The organism is Paracrocinitomix mangrovi (genome assembly GCF_019740355.2).
Taxonomy (GTDB): domain Bacteria; phylum Bacteroidota; class Bacteroidia; order Flavobacteriales_D; family Crocinitomicaceae; genus Paracrocinitomix; species Paracrocinitomix mangrovi.
Genome location: NZ_CP091819.1, coordinates 1,320,929 through 1,343,010 on the forward strand (window position 1 = coordinate 1,320,929; position 22,082 = coordinate 1,343,010).

The window sequence follows — 22,082 nt, forward strand, 5'->3', positions numbered from 1 at the left end:
GTGAAAAAAACCGGGGTTTTACTCATTAACTTAGGGACACCAGACAGCCCTAATACTAAGGACGTCCGTAAATATTTAACTGAATTCCTCAATGATCCTAGAGTTATTGACATAAGTGCCTTTGGGCGATTTTTGTTGGTAAATGGAATCATTGTTCCTTTCAGAGCTCCCAAATCGGCTAAGATATATAAGGAATTATGGGATTTATGGAATGGAGAATCCCCCCTACTCACTTTTGGTAATATTCTTAAAAAAGAACTGCAAGAGAAATTCAAAAATGAGCCTGTAACGGTTGAATTAGCCATGCGATATCAAAATCCATCATTGGATGAAGTATTGGCTAGAATGGAAAAACAACACTATGAAAAGATTATAATTCTTCCACTTTTTCCACATTATGCAAGTGCCTCAACAGGATCTGCAGTTGAAAAAGCAATGCGATTGATTAAACAATGGCAAGCGATACCCGGAATTAAAATAATTCCACAATTCTATAATGAACCCGGATTTATTCAAACCATAATAGAACGGACTAAAAAACATGACATTTCAAGCTTTGATCATGTCTTGTTCTCTTATCATGGAATTCCTGAAAGACAATTAGAAAAGCAGCATCCTGATTTAAAATGCGCTAATTGTACATGTCATGAAAAATTCAACGAAGATCACCCACTTTGTTACCGTAACACCTGTTATGAAACAACAAGGTTAATTGTTAAGGAATTGGATTTAAAAGAGGGACAATATACTACCTGTTTTCAATCTAGATTAGGCAAAACGCCTTGGCTTACACCTTTCTCAGACAAAGTAATTGAGGATCTAGTTAAGGCAGGATCTAAAAGACTTTTAGCTTTTTCACCGGCATTTATTGCAGACTGTTTAGAAACTTCTATTGAAATTGGAGATGAGTATCAAGAGATAGTTGAAGAGCATGGCGGAGAAAAAATTCAATTAGTTGAAAGCCTAAATGATTCTACTTTGTGGATCGACACGGTGGAGAAAATGGTGAGAGAACAATTCTAGAATCAAGAAACAAGAATCAGGAATAAAGACACTGTATTAAGTTAATTCGAGCATAGTCGATTCAGTCATTTCGAGCGAAGTCGAGAAATCTTACTGAATCTTACACTCTCCATTAATTCTAAGATGTCCAATTTATTTCCCTCCCCCTTTAATCCCTCCCGAATGGTCGGGACAAGCTCTCCAAAGGGGGAATAAAACAAACATTCATTCATAATTCCTTTATCCCTTATTCCTCTTCCCTGATCCCTTTTTAAGGCCTTTACCCAAATCAGCAAATTGCTTCTTTGCGCAAAGCAGGCTTTCGCTAGTCGCCGGGAGGGCTCCAACAATACTTCGCTAAAGCTACGAATTGTACAACACGCCGCTCAATCCTTTTGCTGGATAATCCTTTTTCTATTTATCTTAGTTGATCTAACGATATTTAATAGGTTTTAAATAATTGGAATCTTTTAAGAACTATTTTGTTTGTGTTGATTGTTTATTGAAACAAAGTGCCCGAATCAGTATAGCTACTTCGGAGGGGGGCAGTATCTTGTTAAAACAGATTATCGAATTTATATGAAGTACATTAATAGCTTAACATATTTACTTTTTATCATCTTAACCTCTTGTTCAGATTCTAAAAAAGATAAATTAATTGATAATGAATTAAGTACTGATACTCTAACCTTAAATCAATCATATTTTTATATAAGAGACTCCACCTTATGCATAGACAAGATGTATTTAAATGATACCTTTTTTCCATTAAAAAACGACTCTTGTTTTAAAGTGAATGATACAATTTGTTTAGACAGAAAAAAAATAACAAATGTCTATGATAAAAATTCTTGGAGCACAGTATTACATGAAGACATAGTTTACACTTTAAAGAATGGCTACTTGTATTTATTATTCAACGAAAAACAATTTAGATACCACTATGATCAGGTGATCTTGGATAGTAAAAAAGACCATAATTTTATGATTAAAAATGTTGAAGTTGTTTTTAATTACATAGAATACAGAGGAAGAGATTTCGATTTATATGGAAAAATAGAGAAAATAGACAATAAGGAATTACTATTTTTTCAAAATACATTCGTAGAAATAGACTCAACAGTTACCTTAAATCAAAAATATCACGGTGACCTGAAATTTATATATTCAGATGTAAGAAGCAGATTTAAATTCTATCCAAATTAGATATATAAAACCACCTCTCTCAATGATCTGTCTTCCAAAAAATGAAAGCTTTTTCGCTTAGGGCGGAGGTGTTTGCGGAGCTCTCCCGAATTTTCGGGAAGCGACACACCGCAGACCGACTGTAGGCTTTGCCGGAAGGAAGCGCCAAAAGAAGAGTCAAGAACCAAGAGCCAAAAATCAAGAAACAAGATTCAAGAGTCAAGACAGTATTCTTCATTTTTAGTCTAATATCTTTTGTCCTTTGTCTTTTGTCTATTATCTCATTTATTATATTTGCGTATACACCAGCTAAGGCTATAATTTTATTTATATGGGTAGAGCATTTGAGTTTAGAAAAGCACGTAAAATGAAAAGGTGGGGACAGATGTCCAAAACCTTTACAAAGTTAGGAAGAGAGATCACTAAGGCTGCAAAAGAAGGCGGACCTGATCCGGAAGCTAACTCAACGCTTCGTGTATTGATTCAAAATGCAAAAGCAGCCAACATGCCAAAAGACAATGTTGAGCGTGCAATCAAAAAAGCAACAGATAAAAACCAGGAAAACTGGGATGAAAGAGTATATGAAGGTTATGGTCAACACGGAATTGCTGTTCTGGTTGAAACTTTAACTGATAATCCTACAAGAACAGTGGCCAATGTACGTGCAGCATTTAACAAATGTGACGGTTCCTTGGGAACTTCTGGAAGTGTTGAGTTTTTATTTGAGCGTAAATGCATGTTCAAAATTGAAGCAGGTGATATTGATCTAGAAGAATTTGAGTTTTCCATGATTGATTTTGGAGCTGAAGAAATTGATAAAGATGAAGAAGAAAATGAAATCATCATTTATGGTCAATTTGAAGATTTTGGAAGTATTCAAGGTGGATTGGAAGAATTAGGTTACGAAATTAAAGAAGCTAATTTAGAACGCATCCCTTTGAACACTACTCAACTTACTCCTGAACAAGAAGAGGACGTCAATAAGCTAATTGAAAGATTAGAAGATGATGATGACGTTCAGGCAGTATTTCACACTATGGGATAACACCCAACAACATCTCGACAAATGGAAGAGATACTAATAAATACCGGCGTTTATGGTATCCTTATTATGGCTGTGATGAACTTTGTTATTGTGTATCTATCTTACCGTAAACGCAAATTAGATTTCCAAGAAACTATTTGGCTGGTTTTTTTAATCTGTGGAATCTCCATGTTAGCCGCAGCAGTATTTTTCAGAAGCATCATGAAAATGAACTGGTTATACTACGCAGCTATTTTAGCCAGTTTGGTTGGATTAATAGGTATGTTCCTCAGATTAGCAAGGGCTTATAATAAGTGATTAGCCCAATACTTTAGAATTCAACTCACTTTTAAGCATTTTGATTGCTTTATCAGTTGGCTGAAATTCAAGTTGAGCAGTAATTTCAAAAATCGCACGACTTAAATCAGTTGCCATTGATGTAGGTTGCATTTTTGTAGCAGCCATATTAATGATCTTTAAAACCTCTTCTTTACTATTTCTAGTAATTTCCCAGGCATCCATAGAGACAAAGATTTGTTGTGCCAAATTGTGCTCATATTCTTGTCTGATTGTTTCTAATAATTTAGCCTGAAATGCTCCTGCCGGCAATCCTGGATTGTTTAACCTCATGATTAAATTATTTGGAGCTATGCGTTCTAAAAACAATACTAATCTTTGATATGCATCCACCTGCATTGGTAAAAAATGTCTACGCATGTCTTCTACTTGAACAACAGGCTTTTCACCCAATGATTGCTGAAGCTTATTGGATTCTAATTTTAACTTATCCTGTTGAATTTCATACCATTTATTGGTAAAAAAGTACACCGCTCCAAATAAAATAAGTGCAGGAATTACATAAATGGCTAATTGAACTAACATTTCTGGTTTTGACATTTTTATCGCTTTTAGTGCAAAATTAATTATTTCAACTAATAAATACAGTTAGGTTAAAAAAGTAACAAGATATTGGTAAAACCTTTCATATTCCTGCATATCAGTACTTTACGACTTTTATTTAAATATATTTTGTTATAAATTGGTTTTAACAAAATGTGAATAATTCGTCTCAAAAGCTTATTTTTGCTGGCAATCACAAAAAAAATTAATGACCATGCGTCTTTTTTTACAGCAATGCCGTTTAGTAATTGTTCGTAAAGAAATTAAATATTGTTTAAAATGAGATTAACTAATTATTTAAAGGCTTTAGTACTTCCAATTTTCTTAGGTGCATTCGTTGCATTTGGAAATACTAATGCAGATGGAACTGAAGCGAAAGTTAATGTAGCCAAAGCAATTGCTGCAAGTAAAATTGACAGAGTTGATACATGGACTGAGCACACAGTTTTTAACGGTATTAAAATCGAGTACAAATTTGAAGATTGTACAATTGGTCGTTTAGACAGGCAATGTGTAATCTTTTTCAAGTTCACTAACACAACTGATAAAATTCAAGTGTTAAGCTGGAACTTAGAAATTTGGATGGATGAGCAATGCAAAAACTGTCATAAACTTGACAATCCTGAATATTACCATGAGCTTACTTTAAAGCCTGGTGAATCAATAGAAGGAAGTCAGCAAAATTCTGGTGATAGAGCTTTGTATGTATTTCATCATTGGGCAAGATTAGTACCAGGAATGACAAAAACTGAGTTAACTAAATTCGAATTTACTAACATGGAAACTAAGGTTTCTAAATAATCCAAAATCAATGAAATTATTAAAAGCATTATCTCTAGCAGTTATTACATTGATTTCAGCGAATTTGGCTAAAGCTCAATGTACAGTAACTATTACACCTTCAGCTACAACGGCTGTTTGTGGTGACTCTGTTAATTTAGTAGCATTAGGACTTGCTTCTGCACCTGCTCTACAAACAGATTTTAATGGTAACCAATTAGGGGTTGGATGGTCTTCATCTGCAACCTTAGTTTATAATAACCCTTGTGGGCCATCTTTGGATGGGACACCAAGTGCATGGTTTGGAAACGTTCCTTTCCCAAGAACATTAACAACAAATGGTTTTGATGTTTCTTGTGGTGGACAGGTTTGTTTTGACCTGGACTTCGCTGGAGATGATCCATGCGGTGGATGTGTGGATTGTGAGGATCCGGATTTACCTGCTGAAGGAGTATATTTCCAATATTCAATTAACAACGGAGCCACTTGGGTAGATATCTTTTATTTTGATGCCAATAGTGCAAATACGCTTCCTTGGTATGATTGGGATAACTATTGTTTTGATATTCCAGCTGCTGCATGGACTGCTAACACAATGTTCCAATGGAAACAAATTGACCCTACAGATGAGCAGTATGACCACTGGGGAATTGATAATGTTGTAATCACTCCTTCAGATTGTGGGTACTATTATAATTGGTCTCATATTCCAGGAGAACCGGATACATCAGATATCAATGAAATCATTATGACTTCAAGCACATTTGAGGTATTGTACACAAACGGAACCAATGATTCTTGTACAACAACTATTGACATTACTATGGAACCTTTCGTAGTAAATGCTTTAGCAGCCAACACATCATTGAACTGTGGTGAATGTACAGACTTAAATGCAATTTTAACGAACCCTAATAACTATCAGTTCCCTAATTATACTTATAGCTGGACACCTACAACAGATCTTGATGATCCAAATATTCAGCAACCAAATGCATGTCCAACAGACAACATTACTTATTCGGTAACTATTACAGATAGCAATACAGGTTGTTCAGGAACTGATGATGTTGATATTTCAGTTGCTGGTGGTGGAGCTGTTGCAGATTTCACTGTATTCCCTAGTACTTCAGGTTGCCCTCCTTTTGATGTTCAATTCACTAACAACAGTGTTGGGGTGAGTTATGAATGGGATTTTGGAGATGGAAATACAAGTACTACAACTGATCCTTCACATACATTTACAAATCCAGGGACATATACTGTAGAATTAATTTCATTTTTACCAGGAGCTGGATGTATCAATTATGACACTGCTTATATAGACATAACAGTAGGTAACGCAATTGTACCTAATGCTGATTTTGATTACTCTTATGAATGTGGTGTAACTGCTATCAGTGCTTGGAATACAGGAACACCTGGTTTAAGTTATGACTGGGATATGGGAGATGGAAATACGTATACAAATACTGATTCTATTACTCATAACTACGCTTCAACAGGTTCTTATGATGTTACTATCACTGCTTATGATGCAATTTGCGGAACATCTAGTTCTTATACAGTAACAATTAATGTTGTAGATAATCCAATTACTTACATCTTCAACGATCCAACTTGTTATCAATTCTCTGATGGTTCAATCACAGTGAATCTTGTTAACAATACTGGTAATGAAACATTTGAAATTTCAAATGCTGCCGGAAACATTATTAACGTTGGTGGATCTAATGCCGCTAATCAATTAAATGGTGGATGGTATTATATATTCGTTGACTTAGGATTTGGATGTACTGCAGAAGACTCTGTTTTACTAAACAATCCTGATGAATTACTACCTAACTTAATTACAACTGATGTTCCATGTAATGGAGACAATACAGGAATTGCAATAGTTGATACTGTTTACGGATGGCAAGGAAGCTACAACCAATTGGCATTTTTCTGGTCACCTGCAGTGGGTAATCCTAACGGAATAGGTGCAGATACTGTATCTAACTTACCTGCCGGAACTTACAGTTTAACTATCAATGATGGAAATGGATGTTCAAATCAAATTGATTTTACAATAAACCAACCACCACCATTAGTATTTAGTGAATTAGGATCTGATCCTGCTTATTGTAGAGTATTTGATTACCAAATTGGAAATGGTGTTGTTTGGGCTTCGGCTTCAGGTGGTACTCCAGATTACGATTATGTATGGTTTAACATGCAAGACTCAAGTGCAACAAGTTATACAACTTGGGGAGCACTAAACCCTGGTCAATACCAAATTACAGTAGTGGATAATAATGGCTGTGTATTACAAGAAATAATCACTGTAGATGAAGTAAGTCCTATTGCAGACTTTACAATGACTTCAGGAGAATTTACAGCTAACTATGAAGGAACTGCACCTGTTTCAGTACATTTTGAAAACAACTCACAGTTCTTTGCCAATCCTAATAATCCAAATGCGGATACGACATTCTATTGGCATTTTAATTATCCAAACGATCCTCCGGGATGGGTTGTTTCTCATGATGTTAACGAAACATTTGACACTACTTATACTGTTGGTGGAACTTATACAGTTTGCTTAGTTGCATTGAATAAAAATGGATGTTCAGATACACTTTGCGAAGATATCATCATCTATGATCCACTTGGGTTTACACCAACTAACGTGTTTACACCAAATGGTGATGGAGACAATGATGTTTTCATGTTCCCTCATCAAGCTGTATCAACGTTTAGTTGTGTGATTGTAAACAGATGGGGTACTACCGTTAAAGAATTTACCGGAATTGACGATTACTGGGATGGTAAAGACAAAAACGGAAGTCAATGTCATGATGGTGTATACTTTTACACTTATGAAGGTGTAGCCGATAACGGAACTGAATTCTTTGGCCAAGGAACCATAACCATACTCGGTACTCCTTAGCGCAGATAGAATTAAAAATAATATCTCCAAACTCCCCTACCATAGTAACCTATCGTAAGGGAGTTTTTTTTTGGATCAAAGTAAATGCCGTTTACTTTGCAATGCGGTGTTCCGAATCCTATTTTTTGCCAATCATTTCTTCCCTTGAGTGTTTTAGCATCACCATAAAAAATACCATTGCGGGTTCCAAAAAACATCCCTCCTTTTTGATCAAAAGCAATGTTCTTTCTTCCTGTAAGTCCATATGGGATATTTAAAGAGATATCTTTTGCTCTTCTCAATTTCTCAATTTTCTTGTTGTATTTTAAGGCGTAGATCATACCATTGTCTTCATCACTGAACTCAGCCCCATATTTTCCGGAAGCATATGAAAGATAAAGTACATTTTCCTTATTTGGATCTATCTGAATATCTGCCAACCAATCTGAACGTGGTATATCTAACTCGACCCAATTATTTTTTACCACCTCTGCATCTAAAGTAACATCATCATTAATAAAAACACGGTGAATATTGATAATATCACCGTTAGCATCTTTGAAATTTTCTACGACATATATTACCAACTTATCTACATAGGTTTCAGAATTATATACACCTAAAATTGAATAGCTTTTTATATCATGTGTTGTTTCAAAATCTGTCAATCTGTCTACATCACCACTGGCAGTTGGCTTATCTGTTCGGCACAATTCAATATTGCCTTTTCCCGGTTCAACTTGATTGAGATAATTAAAAAAAACTAGATTTTGCTCTACAGGATGAATAACTGCCGACATTTGCCATCCAGAAGTTTTTATCCTTTTTAATGAATGCATATTAGTACTTGTTTTTCCTGAATCAATAGAAACAAAAAGTCCTCCACCCAAATACTGATTCGAAGAATATACGATTGAAGGATTGTCTTTGGGTTGCAATGGTAACAATCCGTCTCCTCCATTGATAGTTTTCCATTCATAAATTCCGTCTTTATTAAAATCTGACCTCAGCATACTTCCATCATGAAAACATCCAATCACCATTTGTTCTGTATTCATTTGAGACACAGCTAAACCTTCAACTTCAGCAATACCTAAACCTTTACTTGTACTCAACCAGGTTTCTCCATGATCTGGCGTGGTATACACTCCACCATGCGTCGCAATATAAATTTTCAATGAATCAAAAGGATCATATGCCACTCCTTCAATATCCACATGATAACCACCTTTTATTCTTATTTCAGACTTTTCTTTAAGGTTCCACATTTTTACAGTAGTAGAAACGCCTATCATAACTTCATTTTGATTGTGAGGTGACACTTCAAATGTTCTTCCTGTACCAAATACCACCCTTTGATTTTTCATGAGCAAAGAATCTTTGTCATTTTGGATATCATATAAGATCAACTCATCTGATTTCCTATCATAATTAACTAAAACCAAAAGATCATCTTCCACAGGTCTAATTGTCATGCTGGTGATTATATCTGAAATATTGCTTACAAAACCAATTCTTTTGTAATTCATTGGATTATTTAATGGCATTTGAATCAGGTTCCATTTACCAAACTGCATTTGTGTTACATACATAAAATCTCCTTGAAATTGAAGATCATATATCCAGCCTCCTAAATCCGTTACTCGCTCCCAAACAGGTTCAGCCTGGGTAATGTCTTTGGTTGTAAAAAAACCCTCCGAAGTGTACACAAAAAGTTGATCTACTTTTTCAGGATTAAACTTGAAACCATAGATTGTTAAGTATTCAGAATTAATGAACTTGGATTTATCTGCTACTAGTTCCCAGCTTACTCCCCCATTCATGGTGCGGTAAATTCCGCCGTAATGACCGATATTTCCCGGCTGTCCATTTGCATTATTATAACAACTCCCGGCAATCCAAATATTTTCATTTTGAGGATGAAATTCAGCCCATGAGCTCCCAGAGTACTTCCACTCATCAGTACCGGCATTATACCATTGTTCGCCTCCATCATTAGAATAAAACAATCCGCCATTTAATGAACCCGCCATTAGCAAGCCTTCCTTTTTAGGATGCACACGTATAAACTCTACCGGACCAATCCCAGTGGCGGTTTGTTTTCTGTCTTCTAGTGGTTTTTGTTCAGGACCTAGATTTTGCCATGGATTTTGAAAATTGTAATCCTGAGCAATTGAGCAATTAATCCAAAAAATAAATACGAAGGGGAATGACTTTAGCATGTGTGCAATTTTTACTAAAATTACACACTTTATGCCAATTCAAATATTCAAAATCAAATTACTGGATTCTTCCTCCTCCTGTTGATTTTTTATTACCGAATCTATATTGAATTAAAATTTCATGACTTCCATTTGAATACTGTTGTAATGGATTCATAGAAAAATCAAAACCATATCCAAATAAAACTGCATCCTTAAGATTGTACTGAATAAAGGTAGATAAGAATCCTAAACTCTTATAACCCAAACCAATTCCAATCATGTCTTTATAATACATTGCAAGGGATAAATCACCTTGAGGAACTACGTTATTAGTATACTTTAATAGAATACTTGGTTTCAAGCTGTAATCATTTTTAAATCTGAAATGATAACCTGCTGTTAGATAATAATGTGTTACCAATGAAGGAGCGTCTGAAAAATTGATCGAATTAAATTGATCACTATTCACACTTACAATTCTTGGCACAGATATTCCAGCATAGAATTCATCAAAGAAGTAATAAGCTCCAAATCCAATATGTGGGACAACTACATTTACATAATCTTCAGTCAGAACCTGGTCACTGACATCCCAGTATGTCAAACGATCAAATTTTGTATTAACAATATCTAATCCTGCACTGATACCAAATGCAATTTTATGTTCCTTGGTTATTTTAAGGTGATAGCTGTACATACCTGCAATATTGGTTTGATTTGTCACCCCAATATGATCTTGATAAACTACTCCACCAACACCCATACTTTGCTTAGCGATAGGCATATCAAAGGTCAATCCTCCACTAGTCGGAGATCCTTCAAATCTTACCCATTGTTTTCTAAATGTACCGGTTAAAGCTGCATAATCATTGGTTCCGGCAGCAGCTGGGTTAAAGAACGCTTTATTGTCTCCAAAAAACGTATAGGTGTATTCTTGTTGAGCAGAAGCAACAACAGACACAACACTTAATATGATAGTTAAAATCTTTTTCATGATTAATTTCTTCTTAGTTCAAGATAAGTTGAATGTTGTTCCCCTCCATCAATCTCAAGGGTAACGAAATAAACACCTTCTGGCAATTCTTCACCATTCATGTTTAAACCGTACCAATCGTTAGTATAATTCTCAGTTTGGTAAACTATATTACCCCATCTGTTGGTTACTACAAGCTTGTTTTGAGGAAATCCTTCAATTCCTTTAACATGAAAATAATCATTGTAACCATCAGCATTAGGAGACATAGCAGAAGGCAATTCCAATTCAAGAATTAATCCCACTGAATCAGTCAAAGTGAACTGGCAACCCACAGCATCTGTGATAATCACGTCATACTCTCCAGTGACCACACTTGATAAATCTTCAGTGGTAGCTCCGTTAGACCATACATATGTATAAGGTGTAATTCCTCCTGATACCGTAAGATCAATGCTTCCATCCCCTGCTCCAGAATCATCAGTAGAAGTTGATGTTGCCGTTATTTCAGCGTTTTCAGAAATTGTAACTGATGAATTTGCGGTACAACCATTATTATCTGTAACTATAACTGTATAAGTTCCCATAGCTAATCCTGTTGCAGTTTGTGTTGTTTGATTTGAAGCATCATTCCATTGATAAGACAATGGAGCAACTCCATTAGAAACCGTTACTGTTACTTCTCCTGTGTTACCACCGTAACAAGCTACATCAGTACCAGAGGCAGTAGCGATTATTGCCGCTGGTTGATCAACACTTGCTGAATCTGTTACTGAACATCCATTTCCATCTGTTACAACTACAGTATAAATTCCTGCCGTTAATCCGGAAATAGAATCTGTAGTTGAAGTAGCTCCATCATTCCATAAATACGTATAAGGACCTGTACCACTAACTACATTTACACTTGCAGCTCCATCTGAACCTCCGTAACACGTTGTCATAACAGAGTCCATTTCAACAGTTAAACCAGCCTGCTCAACTACTTCAATTGAATCTTCTGCAGTACATCCGTAAACATCAGCAACCACAACTGTGTACATACCGGCTACTAATCCTGTAGCAGTTTGTGTTGATTGAGTTCCTGAATCATTCCATGTATAATTAAAAGGTGAATTTCCATTTACAGGAGTAGCAGTTGCGGTTCCATCAGCACCTCCATTACAACTTGAATTTGTTGAATCCATGATCAATGTGATTGCTGGATCTTCTCCAACATCAATTGAGCCGGTGGCGGTACAACCATTGTCATCAGTGACTAAAACATTGTAAGTTCCAAGTGGAAGCCCAGTTGCAGTTTGAGTAGTTTGAGCTCCGGTATCATCCCACAAGTAATTATAAGGTGACGTTCCATTTGTAGGCGTTGCAGTAACTGTTCCATCTGAATTACCTGGACAATGCGCATTAGTAGAATCCATTGTTAATATCATTTCAAGAGGTTCTTGTACCTCAACAGAGTCATAACCAACACAACCTAAATTATCTGTGACCTCAACTGTATACCATCCGGGAGGTAAATTTGAAGCTGATTGTGTGTTTTGTGTTCCCGTATCATTCCACAAATAACTATAAGGTCCTGTTCCATTTGTTGGATTGGAAGTTACTGCACCATCTACATCTCCAAAACAAGTAACGTCTGTAGCGGTCATATTCATTGTAATACTATCCAAAATGGTGATACTCACGTTATCTGTATACTGACAGCCAAAACCATCAGTCATAGTTAATACAGCATTGTAATTTCCAGGTGCATTATAAGAATGTGAAGGATTTTGAACAGCACTTGAGTTTCCATCTCCAAAATCCCATGACCAACTATTAATGATACCAGTATTTGATGATGATGCATCAGTAAACTGAATAGAAGTTCCAGGACAAACTGAAGATTGATCTACTGAGAATGAAGCCGTACTTGTTACACAAACTCTATGTTCATTAAAAACTCCACCAGTTGATGATGTAAATCCCCAATATAAATCTGAAGTTCCACCAAAAATATTAGTCACCAAATCATTATTCAATGTTATCAAAGGAATAGCATTACCATCCCAATAAACATTAAGTATTTGAAATCCTGATAACCATTGAACTCTAAAAGTATGGTAGGCACCATCTTCAATATTTTGGTTTCCCGGAAATACTGTTGGTCCAACTAAATCATGCTCTAGCACACCATTTGAACTAATACCAATGTGATCATCAGGAATATCTGTAGCAACTGTTGGAGAAGAATTCCAGGTATCCAACTCAATCGCAATAGATTGTGCACTTATAGGATTAGGATTTCCTCCAAAACTTTCATATCCAATTGAATGTCCAAAATCTCCAAGTCCATTTGGATTTTCTTGAAGCACAAAGGTCATTCCATCTGCTCCCCAGACATCTTCTGCTCCGACATAAACCTGAAAGGTCATATCAAAATCAGACAATAAACTCACTGTACTTGGACTCCAAATTGCTCCTCTAACATTGGCTTGATTGGGATTAAGCTGATAACAACTGCATCCACCAAGTTGAACGGCAGAACCTGCGGTTGTCATTTGAGCAAATCCACTTAGCGCCAAAGTTAAGCATGGGAGTAGTAATATTTTTTTCATGATCAAAGGTGCTTGAGGTGTTCTTTAATAAACAAATTAACGCAATTTATGTAAAAAAGTTGGTTGTGATTATTTAGCTATGCCCCAACACCTTAAAGTAATCGGCCAAAACAGCTGCATTTTCACTATTGTTAGTCCTGATTTCCAATACAGTGGGTCTATCTGAAAAATTCGTAAAAAAGGCCGGCAATTTTGAAGCTAATTCATCCAGATTATTGGCTTGAATAAAATTGAGATCATAGGCATTACAAATTCCTTCAACATTTGCCGTTGTTGGAGCAAAAAATGTTTGATGACTTGTAGTTGAAGATGGTCCCGGAATGATATTAAAGATCTCTCCTCCTCCATTGCTGATTACAATAACCTTTAAATTACTACCTACATATTTGTTCCAAAATGCATTAGAATCGTAGAAAAAGCTGATGTCTCCAGAAATTAAAACTTGCAAATTATTTTTGGCTACGGCATGTCCGGCAGCCGTACTACTTGAGCCATCAATTCCGCTTACCCCTCTGTTTGAAAAATAATGAGTTCCTTTTACCGGATCAAATAACTGACAATACCTTACCACTGAACTATTAGCCATGTGGAGATGAGCATCATCCGGAATTGCATCTAGTAAAAAATCAAAAACTGCTAAATCACTATAAGAAACTGAACTGATGAATTGGTCGTGAATTTCTCTGGATAAAAAATCTTTTTGCTTCCATTTTCCTCCAAAATTGGAAGTTGGAACATTCTCTAAACCTAATAAATAGTTCAAAAATAACTTTTCGTCAATTTTAATAGTGTGGGTCAGACTTTGATAAGTATCTTCTTCAATCAAAAAGCGACCAACCTTAATATTAGAATGAGGCTTGTTTTTTCTAAGGAATGCTTTGATTCGTTTGGAAATTATTGCACCACCTAAACTAATTAAAAGATCTGGTGAATATTTTTCAATTTCCTCTTCTGTTATTGTTGCAAGCGTTCTGTCGATACAATGAACGATATGCGCAAAGTTTTTGACATTAGATGTGTTTTCTACTAACACTGCAACTGAAGGATCATTTGCTAACAATCCTAGTAAATCTTCTAACTCTTTATCCGGTTGATGTTGACCAACCAATATCATTTTCTTTTCAGACTTTTCCCAGATCTCTTTGATTTGATCTTTCTCAACTGTTGTTAATTCAGTATCCTGATTTAGTTCTAATTTAATCAACTCCTCAGGAAGAAAATCTTCCATTTTATACAATGGCTCATCAAAAGGAAGATTTAAATGAATTGGACCTAAAGGTTTATTTATCAATGCTTCCAAAACTTTTTTTGCTTCAATTTTAGCCAGATCGATAGAATCTCCAATTTTAATTTCTGGAAACTGAAAAGATTGCTTTATATAATTAGCGAAAACATTATACTGTCTGATAGTTTGACCATCCCCTTGATCAATCAAATGTGCAGGACGATCTGCTGTCAACACCAATAAAGGAATGCTTCTGTAATAAGCCTCTGAAATGGCAGGAGCATAATTTAAAGGCGCAGAACCACTTGTGCAAGCAATAGCTACCGGTCGTTTTTTTGATTCGGCTAACCCTAAGGCAAAAAATGCCGCAACTCTTTCATCATGAATTAAATAAGTATTGATTTGCGGATGTGCCTCAAAAGCAATAATGATCGGAGCATTTCTAGACCCTGGAGACAAGACGATATCCAAAACTTCATGTTTTGCACATAAATCTGCCAGGTAAGCAACATGCTTTAGCGCGGTAGTTTGCATGACACAAATCTAGCACTTAAAGATATAATTATGGAATTATTTAACCAGTAATCTGAATCCTTTTCCGTGAACATTCATAATCTCTACTTTATCAGAATCTGAGAGATATTTTCTCAATTTAGTTATGTAAACATCCATGCTTCTTCCATTGAAATAATTGTCATCTCCCCATACATGATTCAATGCTTCATTTCTGTCCAATACTTCTTCACCATTTTTAACAAGTAGATAGAAAAGTTCATTTTCTTTGGTTGTCAACTTTTTTTCGTTCCCTCCAATTTCAATTAATTGTTGCAGATAATCATAACTAATATCCCCAACGTTGAAGTTGGTTTGCTTTTTACCTTCTTTATAAGATCTCTTTAAAATGGCGTTCATTCTTGCCAATAATTCTTCCATTGCAAAAGGCTTGGTCAGGTAATCGTCTGCACCAACATCAAATCCATGTAATTTGTCTTCTTTCATGGATTTGGCTGTTAAGAATAAAATTGGAATCTCTTTATCAGTCTCTCTAATTTCTTTGGCTACAGCATATCCATCCTTAACAGGCATCATGACATCCAAAATGATAAAATCAAACATTTGTTCTTTGTATCTCTTTATGGCAATGTCACCATCAACGCAAAGTGTAACGTCAAACTGTTTTGCTTTTAAATAGTTTGATAATAAGTTGCCTAAATTGGCATCATCCTCTGCTAACAATACTTTTACTTTATCAGTCATTTTTTAAAGTGATTTTAAATGTTGATCCTACACCTTCTTCACTCTCCAAATCAATTACCCCATGATGTAAATCCACAATGGCATGAACATAACTTAAACCTAATCCAAACCCTTTAACGTTATGTACATCTCCGGTTGGAACACGGTATAGTTTTTCAAATATTCTTTTTTGGTCCTCTTTTTTAATTCCAATTCCATTATCCTCAACGATAATTTCAACTTTTTCGTCTACGGCTTTTAAAGATATTTTTACCAATGGTGATCCATCACAATATTTTAATGAGTTGTCAAGCAAATTATAAATCACATTGCTAAAATGGATTTTGTCTGACAACCACTCTACCTCATCCAATTGATCAATTTCAATTCTCCCTCCTCTATCTTTAAATCTTATCTGAAAATTGTTAACTACCTCTTTTACTAATAAATCCAACCTATTAGATTCAAGATTCAGTTTTAATTTCCCTTTATCAATCAAAGCCGTTTGCAACACATTTTCAACCAATTTACCCAAGCGTTTATTCTCTTGATCTATCATTCCGATAAAGCTTTGAATAGTTTCTTGATCAGCACCAACATCCGGATCTTTAGCAGCTTCACAAGCCAGTGAAATAGTTGATATCGGAGTTTTCAACTCATGTGTCATGTTGCTGATAAAGTCATTTTTAATTTCAGACAATTGTTTTTGTTTGTAGATAGTTGAAACAGCAAAATAAAATGCAAAAACGACTATCAATACCAATAGTAAAGAACCAACCAGTGTACCGGCCATATTTTTCCATACATATAACCTTTCTTTTGGAAATGAAATGAGTAGTTGATAATCACCTGAAACAATATCACTCGGAAAAAGTAAAGTATTGTACTGGCTACTGGTAAGATCAGGATCTAAATGAGGACTTTTAATAAAGAATTCAACACTTTCATAGTTTCTGTCTACTACATTAAATGTAAATAAGGTATCAATTTTTTTAACTGATAAATTTTTCGCTAATACTGAGTCTAAATATCTGGGATCAACTCTTAAAGCAATGTCATCAAAAATATTATTGGTAAAAATGTTTACCATCAGCTTATTGAGATAATCAGCTTTATTCATTATTTGACGCTCAAATGAACGATTTAACTGAATTGCAAAGGAATTAGTATCAGAAATACCTAAAACTGAATTTTCAATATCTGTTGGGGCAATTTCACCATAATTCTTGGTGATCACCCTATGCTCAGCACGCAAACCGGTAGCAGTATCAATAGTGGTTCCCATTACAACCAGGAATCTCATTGGTTCACCATCCTTAACAATGATAGTATCTCTAACCTGAATAGCTTCTTGAGCTGACATTACTTCACCAAACTCAGATCTCACAAAATCTGTATAAGACCCTTGCAAGCCTCTTTTATACAAGTCCGGTTCCATCAAATTAACCGTTTCAGCATGTTCCAAATCAGAAGAAGTTTTTTCCAAACACTGGTTTACATCTTCCTGAAACTGTTCTTCTGCCAAATAGTGAACATTTCTAATCCAAAAGAATTGCAACAACAGTAAACCAACTAAGGCTACTGACATGGATCCAATTAATATTTTAAATCTGTTTTTGCTCAAAAGTTTGGGCTTTAACTATCAAAAATAACGCAAGCCTGTATAATTAGTAATGAGCTTAACACTTTTTAACAGAAAATAATTAATTTTGCGGCCTAGATATGCGGCCTTTATATGGATTTCTAAAAATATTTTTGCCTTACGTTTATACAGTATTTTTTAGACGTAAAAAAATGGTTAATGCTCCAAAAAAATTAAAAGAACAGACCATTTTTGTATCCAATCATCCCAGTTCTTTTTTAGACCCCCTTTTTGTTGCAAGCTTAAATCGTCCTTCTATGTTTTTTATGACAAGAAGTGACGTGTTTAAACCCTGGTTGAAGCCAATTACATGGTCCAGTCAAATGGTACCAATTTATAGAGCAGAGCAAGATGGTGGTGGCACTTATGATAAAAATCAAGAGATTTTTGTAGAAGTTCAAAAGGTCCTTAAGCAACGTAAAAACTTAATCATGTTTGGTGAAGGTTTAACTTATGACACTTTCATGAGGAGCTTAAAACCGCTAAGAAAAGGACCGGCAAGAATAGCAATCAACACCATGGAGAGTACCAATTGGGAGATTGATCTAAAAATAAGGGCAGTAGGTATTAACTATGCTAACCCAGGTACTTTTAGAGCAGATGTTGTTGTGAAATTTGGAGACCCTATTTTGCTTAAGGATTTAAAGCCAATGTATGATGAAAACCCTAATAAGGTTATGACTCATATTATCCGAACCATGCAGAATGAGTTAGAAAAAAATACAGTGTTTCTTGCTGACAAAAAGAAACTGGACTTTTTTGAGCACTTATTAATTCTGAGCAGAAAAGGGATGAATGACAAACATTATGACCCTAAAATTCCGGTTATTGAAAAGTTTGAATATTCTCAAAAATTGGGACAAAGAATTAATAATGAATATCAAGGTGAGGAAACTCAATGGGAGGAATTAAAATCAAGTACCGATAACTACTTTAAAAAACTTGAAGAAAACAAGGTTGACGAATCATTTGTTTATCAATTTCAGAAGAACAATAATAAAAAGTCACTTTTTAAAAATTGGCTTTTTCTATTATTGACTTTCCCTATTTTTATTTTGGGAGCAATTCACAGTGCAATTCCTTATTTCGCAGTTAAAAAGCTGGTAGAAAAAATGTTTAAAAGACCCGTTTTTTGGAGTGGTGTAAAGGCCGTTTTAGGTGGGCTTTTTTGGTTAATATATACATTACCAATTTTTTGGTTGTTTGATGCTTTTCTTTATCCTGCTTTAGGTATATCAGACTTTTGGATAGGCTTTATAATCAGTTGGATTTATTTTTGGACCATTCCGGCAGTAACATTCATCTTTTGGCACTACTGGATCCAAATGTTTAAACAAACCTTGGAGTTTGGAAAACAATCTGATACCACCTTAAGTACATTAGTTAAAGAAAGAAAATCTCTACTAGCACAAATGGCAGCAATGAATATTTAATTATTCAAAATCTGTATAAAGCAAGTACTTTTCTCTTACTTTTTTGAACGTGTTGATATCGCTTTGCCATCTTTCTCTAATTTCTTCTTCAGACATACCCGCTTCAATACCTTTACGCAATTCACTACTCCCGGCTAAAAGGTTAAAAAATCCATTTGAAACAAAAAATTCACTCCCTTTGTCAAGTGCTGAATAGAAGTTCAACAAATAACTCAGGTTCAATCTCTTTTGTCCTCTAATTTCTTCAATCTCCCAAGTAGAAAGGTCATACCCAAAACACTCTTCTCCATTTAATTTTGGATTCTTTGCCCCTTGATTTGGAGCCGGAGTAAAATTAAAATCAGCTTCCTTATTTGTCATTTCAGGATGACCAACACATTGAAAAGGAATATCTGTTCCTCTACCAATACTTACAACAGTTCCTTCAAATAAACAAAGAGAAGGATACCAGTAAACTGATTTCATATCAGGCAAATTTGGTGATGGAGCTATAGGAAGTTCATAATACTGTCTATGATCCCAACCTTTACATTGAACAACGTTTAACATTGCCCCTATACCTTTATTGTTTGTCACTAAATTTGAATCGTTGATCATTAAAGCATACTCTCCAATTGTCATCCCATGCACAATAGGAATATGATGCATTCCTACAAATGAGTCATATCCATTTTTTAGCAACGGGCCATCAACATAAAACCCATTCGGATTAGGACGATCAAGAATAACAACTTTTAAATCATTTTCGGCAGCTGCCTCCATAACATAAGTTAAGGTAGAAATGTAAGTGTAAAACCTTGCGCCCACATCTTGAATATCAAAGACAATGATATCTACATCTGACAATTGCTCATCAGTTGGTTTTTTATTCTTCCCATAAAGTGAAATTATCGGTAAACCGGTTTTTGGATCTTTGCTATTGTCCACTTTTTCTCCAGCATCAGCATCTCCTCTAAAACCGTGTTCAGGAGAAAAAACTTTTACAATATTTACCCCTTTAGATAATAAAGTATCCACCAGGTGAGTATTACCAACCATTGATGTTTGATTTCCTACAACAGCAACACGCTTATTTTCTAATTCAAATAAGTACTGATTAAATATTTCTGCGCCAACTTCAACCAAATCATTACAGTATAAATTTTCAGTTTTCTTAGTTGAATCTTGAGCATGCTCTGAAGTTCCTGATGCTTCTGTAGTTTCATCATGTTCAGAACTTTCGTTGCAACTTATTAGTAACGGACACATTATAGCTAAAAACCAAATCCTCATAATTTAAATCTTACATTTGTGTAAAAATAGGCATTTCAAATTTGAAAACCGTATTCTTTATAGCACGTCGCATAATGCAAGGGAATCACAGTCAAAACAGACTGTCTAAACCTATCGTATTTATCTCATTGACAAGCATTATTTTAGGTGTTGCTATCATGATAATTTCTGTATCTATAGTTACCGGATTTCAGGAAAGTATCAGAAATAAAGTGATTGGATTTGGTTCACACATTCAGGTAACCAATCTTTACGACAACTCTTCAATGGAATCTAGCCCAATATTGATCGATCAAGATTTTTATCCCGAGTTAGAAGAAAATGAAGAAAACGTAAAACAAATTCAAATTTTCGCCTATAAACCAGCCATTTTACAATCTAAAAGAGATTCTGTGGTTTTTCAAATTGCCGGAAAAGACTCTTTAATTGATGGCAATCAGGAGATAATGGGTGTTTTATTCAAAGGTGTTGATCAGGATTACGATTGGAACTTTTTCAGTGATAAAATAGTAGAGGGTCGATTAATCAAATTTGACTCACTCAATACTGAGGTATTGATTTCCAAATACATTGCCGATAAAATGGGCTATAAAACCGGAGATGAAATTGAATCCTTTTTCATCATGAACAATGGTCCAAAAAAACGGAAATTCAAAATCTGCGGAATTTATGACACAGGTTTTGAAGAATTTGACAAGGAATTCATCTTTACTCAAATTCAACACATACAGAAATTAAATAATTGGGGAGTACAAACTTTTTTGACGGTTAGAAAAGATACTTGTATTAATGACAAATTTGTTCTGAAAAGTATTACAACCGGAGGAAGTGGAGAATATAAGTATCGCTGGAATGGATCAGAAATATATTCGGATCAAGATTTTATCCTTTTAAATGGTAGAACAGAAGAAAATATTGAAGTTATAAGCACAGATTTTGAAAGAGAAATTTATGGATTAAAAACAGACATACATTCAATCCCGGACACTGCGATTGCCAAAATCACAGTCACCAATCCATGTAAATGTGATCAAAGCACACTTGCAGAACAGATAGATTTTATTTCAGAAAATGAAATCAAAATGCCTTTTGGCAAAATTGAGATTCAAAATGGGAAAGGCACATATAACCAATATGCAGGAGGTTTTGAGATTATTTTAGAAAACTGGGAAGATTTGGACAAAATGGATGAAATCATTTACCTTAATATCCCCGGTTATTTGCGTACTAAAAAAATCACTGAATTGCAGCCGGTAATATTTTCCTGGTTAGATTTTCTTGACATCAACATCATTATCATTATTGTCTTAATTCTGGTGGTTTCACTAATCAATATGATTACGTCATTATTGGTTATGATTCTTGAAAAAACAAATATGATAGGGATTCTTAAGGCAATTGGAGCATCCAACAAAACTATTAGACAGATATTTTTGATGAACTCTATTTTCTTGCTTAGCCGTGGACTATTTTGGGGTAACCTACTAGGCATAGGACTTATCGTTATACAGTATTATACAGGTGTATTCACTTTGAATCCTGAAGTATATTATTTAGACACAGTTCCGGTTAACTTGAACATCTTTCATATCTTATTGGTTAATCTTTTGACAATTGTTGTTGTAAGAATCACTTTAATTCTCCCTAGCTTTTTAATAACTAGAATTGACCCAATCAAAGCAATTAAGTTTGATTAAG

The 22,082-nt window shown here is 34.9% G+C and carries 16 protein-coding genes; 8 read left to right on the forward strand and 8 right to left on the reverse strand.

Going from position 1 to position 22,082, the window contains the following annotated elements; all coding sequences use genetic code 11:
• The 4 genes from hemH to K6119_RS05940 all read left to right on the forward strand — a co-directional run bounded on the left by hemH (position 1) and on the right by K6119_RS05940 (position 3,529).
• On the forward strand, positions 1-1,023 hold the full coding sequence (gene hemH / locus K6119_RS05925) for a ferrochelatase (RefSeq protein ID WP_221836589.1): 1,023 nt from the start codon (positions 1-3) through the stop codon (positions 1,021-1,023).
• A 558-nt stretch (positions 1,024-1,581) separates the two neighbouring features.
• The gene (locus K6119_RS05930) at positions 1,582-2,208 is read left to right on the forward strand and encodes a hypothetical protein (protein ID WP_221836592.1); all 627 of its coding nucleotides are present in this window, start codon (positions 1,582-1,584) and stop codon (positions 2,206-2,208) included.
• A 310-nt stretch (positions 2,209-2,518) separates the two neighbouring features.
• The gene (locus K6119_RS05935) at positions 2,519-3,232 is read left to right on the forward strand and encodes a YebC/PmpR family DNA-binding transcriptional regulator (protein ID WP_221836594.1); all 714 of its coding nucleotides are present in this window, start codon (positions 2,519-2,521) and stop codon (positions 3,230-3,232) included.
• A gap of 21 nt (positions 3,233-3,253) precedes the next feature.
• Positions 3,254-3,529 carry a hypothetical protein gene (locus K6119_RS05940; protein WP_221836596.1) on the forward strand — a complete coding sequence of 92 codons (276 nt, stop codon included), beginning with the start codon at positions 3,254-3,256 and terminating at the stop codon, positions 3,527-3,529.
• Here K6119_RS05940 and K6119_RS05945 read toward each other — a convergent pair whose 3' ends face one another.
• Entirely contained in the window at positions 3,530-4,108 is a 579-nt protein-coding gene (locus K6119_RS05945; protein WP_221836598.1) for a DUF7935 family protein, read from the reverse strand.
• 282 nt (positions 4,109-4,390) lie between these two features.
• On the opposite strand from K6119_RS05945, the gene K6119_RS05950 reads away from it, so the two are divergent.
• Positions 4,391-4,912, forward strand: a complete 522-nt coding sequence (locus K6119_RS05950; RefSeq protein WP_221836600.1) for a hypothetical protein — start codon at positions 4,391-4,393, stop codon at positions 4,910-4,912.
• Between the two features lie 10 nt (positions 4,913-4,922).
• Positions 4,923-7,823 (forward strand): PKD domain-containing protein, encoded by a 2,901-nt coding sequence (locus tag K6119_RS05955; protein ID WP_221836602.1) that lies wholly within the window; start codon positions 4,923-4,925, stop codon positions 7,821-7,823.
• Between the two features lie 11 nt (positions 7,824-7,834).
• On the opposite strand, the gene K6119_RS05960 is transcribed toward K6119_RS05955, so the two are convergent.
• From K6119_RS05960 to K6119_RS05985, 6 genes are all read right to left on the reverse strand, one after another.
• Complete coding sequence (locus K6119_RS05960; RefSeq protein WP_221836605.1) at positions 7,835-10,024, reverse strand: WD40/YVTN/BNR-like repeat-containing protein; 2,190 nt, start codon at positions 10,022-10,024, stop codon at positions 7,835-7,837.
• A 58-nt stretch (positions 10,025-10,082) separates the two neighbouring features.
• On the reverse strand, positions 10,083-11,000 hold the full coding sequence (locus K6119_RS05965) for a PorP/SprF family type IX secretion system membrane protein (RefSeq protein ID WP_221836608.1): 918 nt from the start codon (positions 10,998-11,000) through the stop codon (positions 10,083-10,085).
• A 2-nt stretch (positions 11,001-11,002) separates the two neighbouring features.
• A complete protein-coding gene (locus tag K6119_RS05970) occupies positions 11,003-13,576 on the reverse strand; it encodes a lectin-like domain-containing protein (RefSeq protein ID WP_221836621.1) in 2,574 nt (857 codons plus the stop codon).
• A gap of 73 nt (positions 13,577-13,649) precedes the next feature.
• A complete protein-coding gene (menD, locus tag K6119_RS05975; RefSeq protein ID WP_221836624.1) occupies positions 13,650-15,335 on the reverse strand; it encodes a 2-succinyl-5-enolpyruvyl-6-hydroxy-3-cyclohexene-1-carboxylic-acid synthase in 1,686 nt (561 codons plus the stop codon).
• A gap of 36 nt (positions 15,336-15,371) precedes the next feature.
• Positions 15,372-16,058, reverse strand: coding sequence for a response regulator transcription factor (locus tag K6119_RS05980; protein WP_221836627.1), 687 nt, complete (start codon positions 16,056-16,058; stop codon positions 15,372-15,374).
• Positions 16,051-17,625: a sensor histidine kinase gene (locus K6119_RS05985; RefSeq protein ID WP_221836630.1), complete on the reverse strand. Its 1,575-nt coding sequence runs from the start codon at positions 17,623-17,625 to the stop codon at positions 16,051-16,053. The genes K6119_RS05980 and K6119_RS05985 overlap by 8 nt, the downstream gene beginning before the upstream one ends.
• Before the next feature lie 206 nt (positions 17,626-17,831).
• On the opposite strand from K6119_RS05985, the gene K6119_RS05990 reads away from it, so the two are divergent.
• Positions 17,832-19,112 (forward strand): 1-acyl-sn-glycerol-3-phosphate acyltransferase, encoded by a 1,281-nt coding sequence (locus K6119_RS05990; protein ID WP_336246116.1) that lies wholly within the window; start codon positions 17,832-17,834, stop codon positions 19,110-19,112.
• Here K6119_RS05990 and K6119_RS05995 read toward each other — a convergent pair whose 3' ends face one another.
• Positions 19,113-20,384, reverse strand: a complete 1,272-nt coding sequence (locus K6119_RS05995) for an exo-beta-N-acetylmuramidase NamZ family protein (protein WP_237828110.1) — start codon at positions 20,382-20,384, stop codon at positions 19,113-19,115.
• 41 nt (positions 20,385-20,425) lie between these two features.
• Here K6119_RS05995 and K6119_RS06000 point away from each other — a divergent pair, with 41 nt between their 5' ends.
• Positions 20,426-22,081, forward strand: coding sequence for an ABC transporter permease (locus K6119_RS06000; RefSeq protein ID WP_237828111.1), 1,656 nt, complete (start codon positions 20,426-20,428; stop codon positions 22,079-22,081).
• The last annotated feature ends 1 nt before the right edge of the window (position 22,082 follow it).

What these genes read in the sequence shown, in the direction of transcription:
- K6119_RS05930 (WP_221836592.1), top strand. Translation starts at nt 1,582, where the DNA reads ATGAAGTACATTAATAGCTTAACATATTTACTTTTTATCATCTTAACC.
- K6119_RS05945 (WP_221836598.1), bottom strand. Translation starts at nt 4,108, where the DNA reads ATGTCAAAACCAGAAATGTTAGTTCAATTAGCCATTTATGTAATTCCT.
- K6119_RS05960 (WP_221836605.1), bottom strand. Translation starts at nt 10,024, where the DNA reads ATGCTAAAGTCATTCCCCTTCGTATTTATTTTTTGGATTAATTGCTCA.
- K6119_RS05985 (WP_221836630.1), bottom strand. Translation starts at nt 17,625, where the DNA reads ATGTCAGTAGCCTTAGTTGGTTTACTGTTGTTGCAATTCTTTTGGATT.
- K6119_RS05935 (WP_221836594.1), top strand. Translation starts at nt 2,519, where the DNA reads ATGGGTAGAGCATTTGAGTTTAGAAAAGCACGTAAAATGAAAAGGTGG.
- K6119_RS05965 (WP_221836608.1), bottom strand. Translation starts at nt 11,000, where the DNA reads ATGAAAAAGATTTTAACTATCATATTAAGTGTTGTGTCTGTTGTTGCT.
- K6119_RS05955 (WP_221836602.1), top strand. Translation starts at nt 4,923, where the DNA reads ATGAAATTATTAAAAGCATTATCTCTAGCAGTTATTACATTGATTTCA.
- K6119_RS05990 (WP_336246116.1), top strand. Translation starts at nt 17,832, where the DNA reads ATGGTTAATGCTCCAAAAAAATTAAAAGAACAGACCATTTTTGTATCC.
- menD (WP_221836624.1), bottom strand. Translation starts at nt 15,335, where the DNA reads ATGCAAACTACCGCGCTAAAGCATGTTGCTTACCTGGCAGATTTATGT.
- K6119_RS05970 (WP_221836621.1), bottom strand. Translation starts at nt 13,576, where the DNA reads ATGAAAAAAATATTACTACTCCCATGCTTAACTTTGGCGCTAAGTGGA.
- K6119_RS05950 (WP_221836600.1), top strand. Translation starts at nt 4,391, where the DNA reads ATGAGATTAACTAATTATTTAAAGGCTTTAGTACTTCCAATTTTCTTA.
- K6119_RS05980 (WP_221836627.1), bottom strand. Translation starts at nt 16,058, where the DNA reads ATGACTGATAAAGTAAAAGTATTGTTAGCAGAGGATGATGCCAATTTA.
- K6119_RS05940 (WP_221836596.1), top strand. Translation starts at nt 3,254, where the DNA reads ATGGAAGAGATACTAATAAATACCGGCGTTTATGGTATCCTTATTATG.
- K6119_RS05995 (WP_237828110.1), bottom strand. Translation starts at nt 20,384, where the DNA reads ATGAGGATTTGGTTTTTAGCTATAATGTGTCCGTTACTAATAAGTTGC.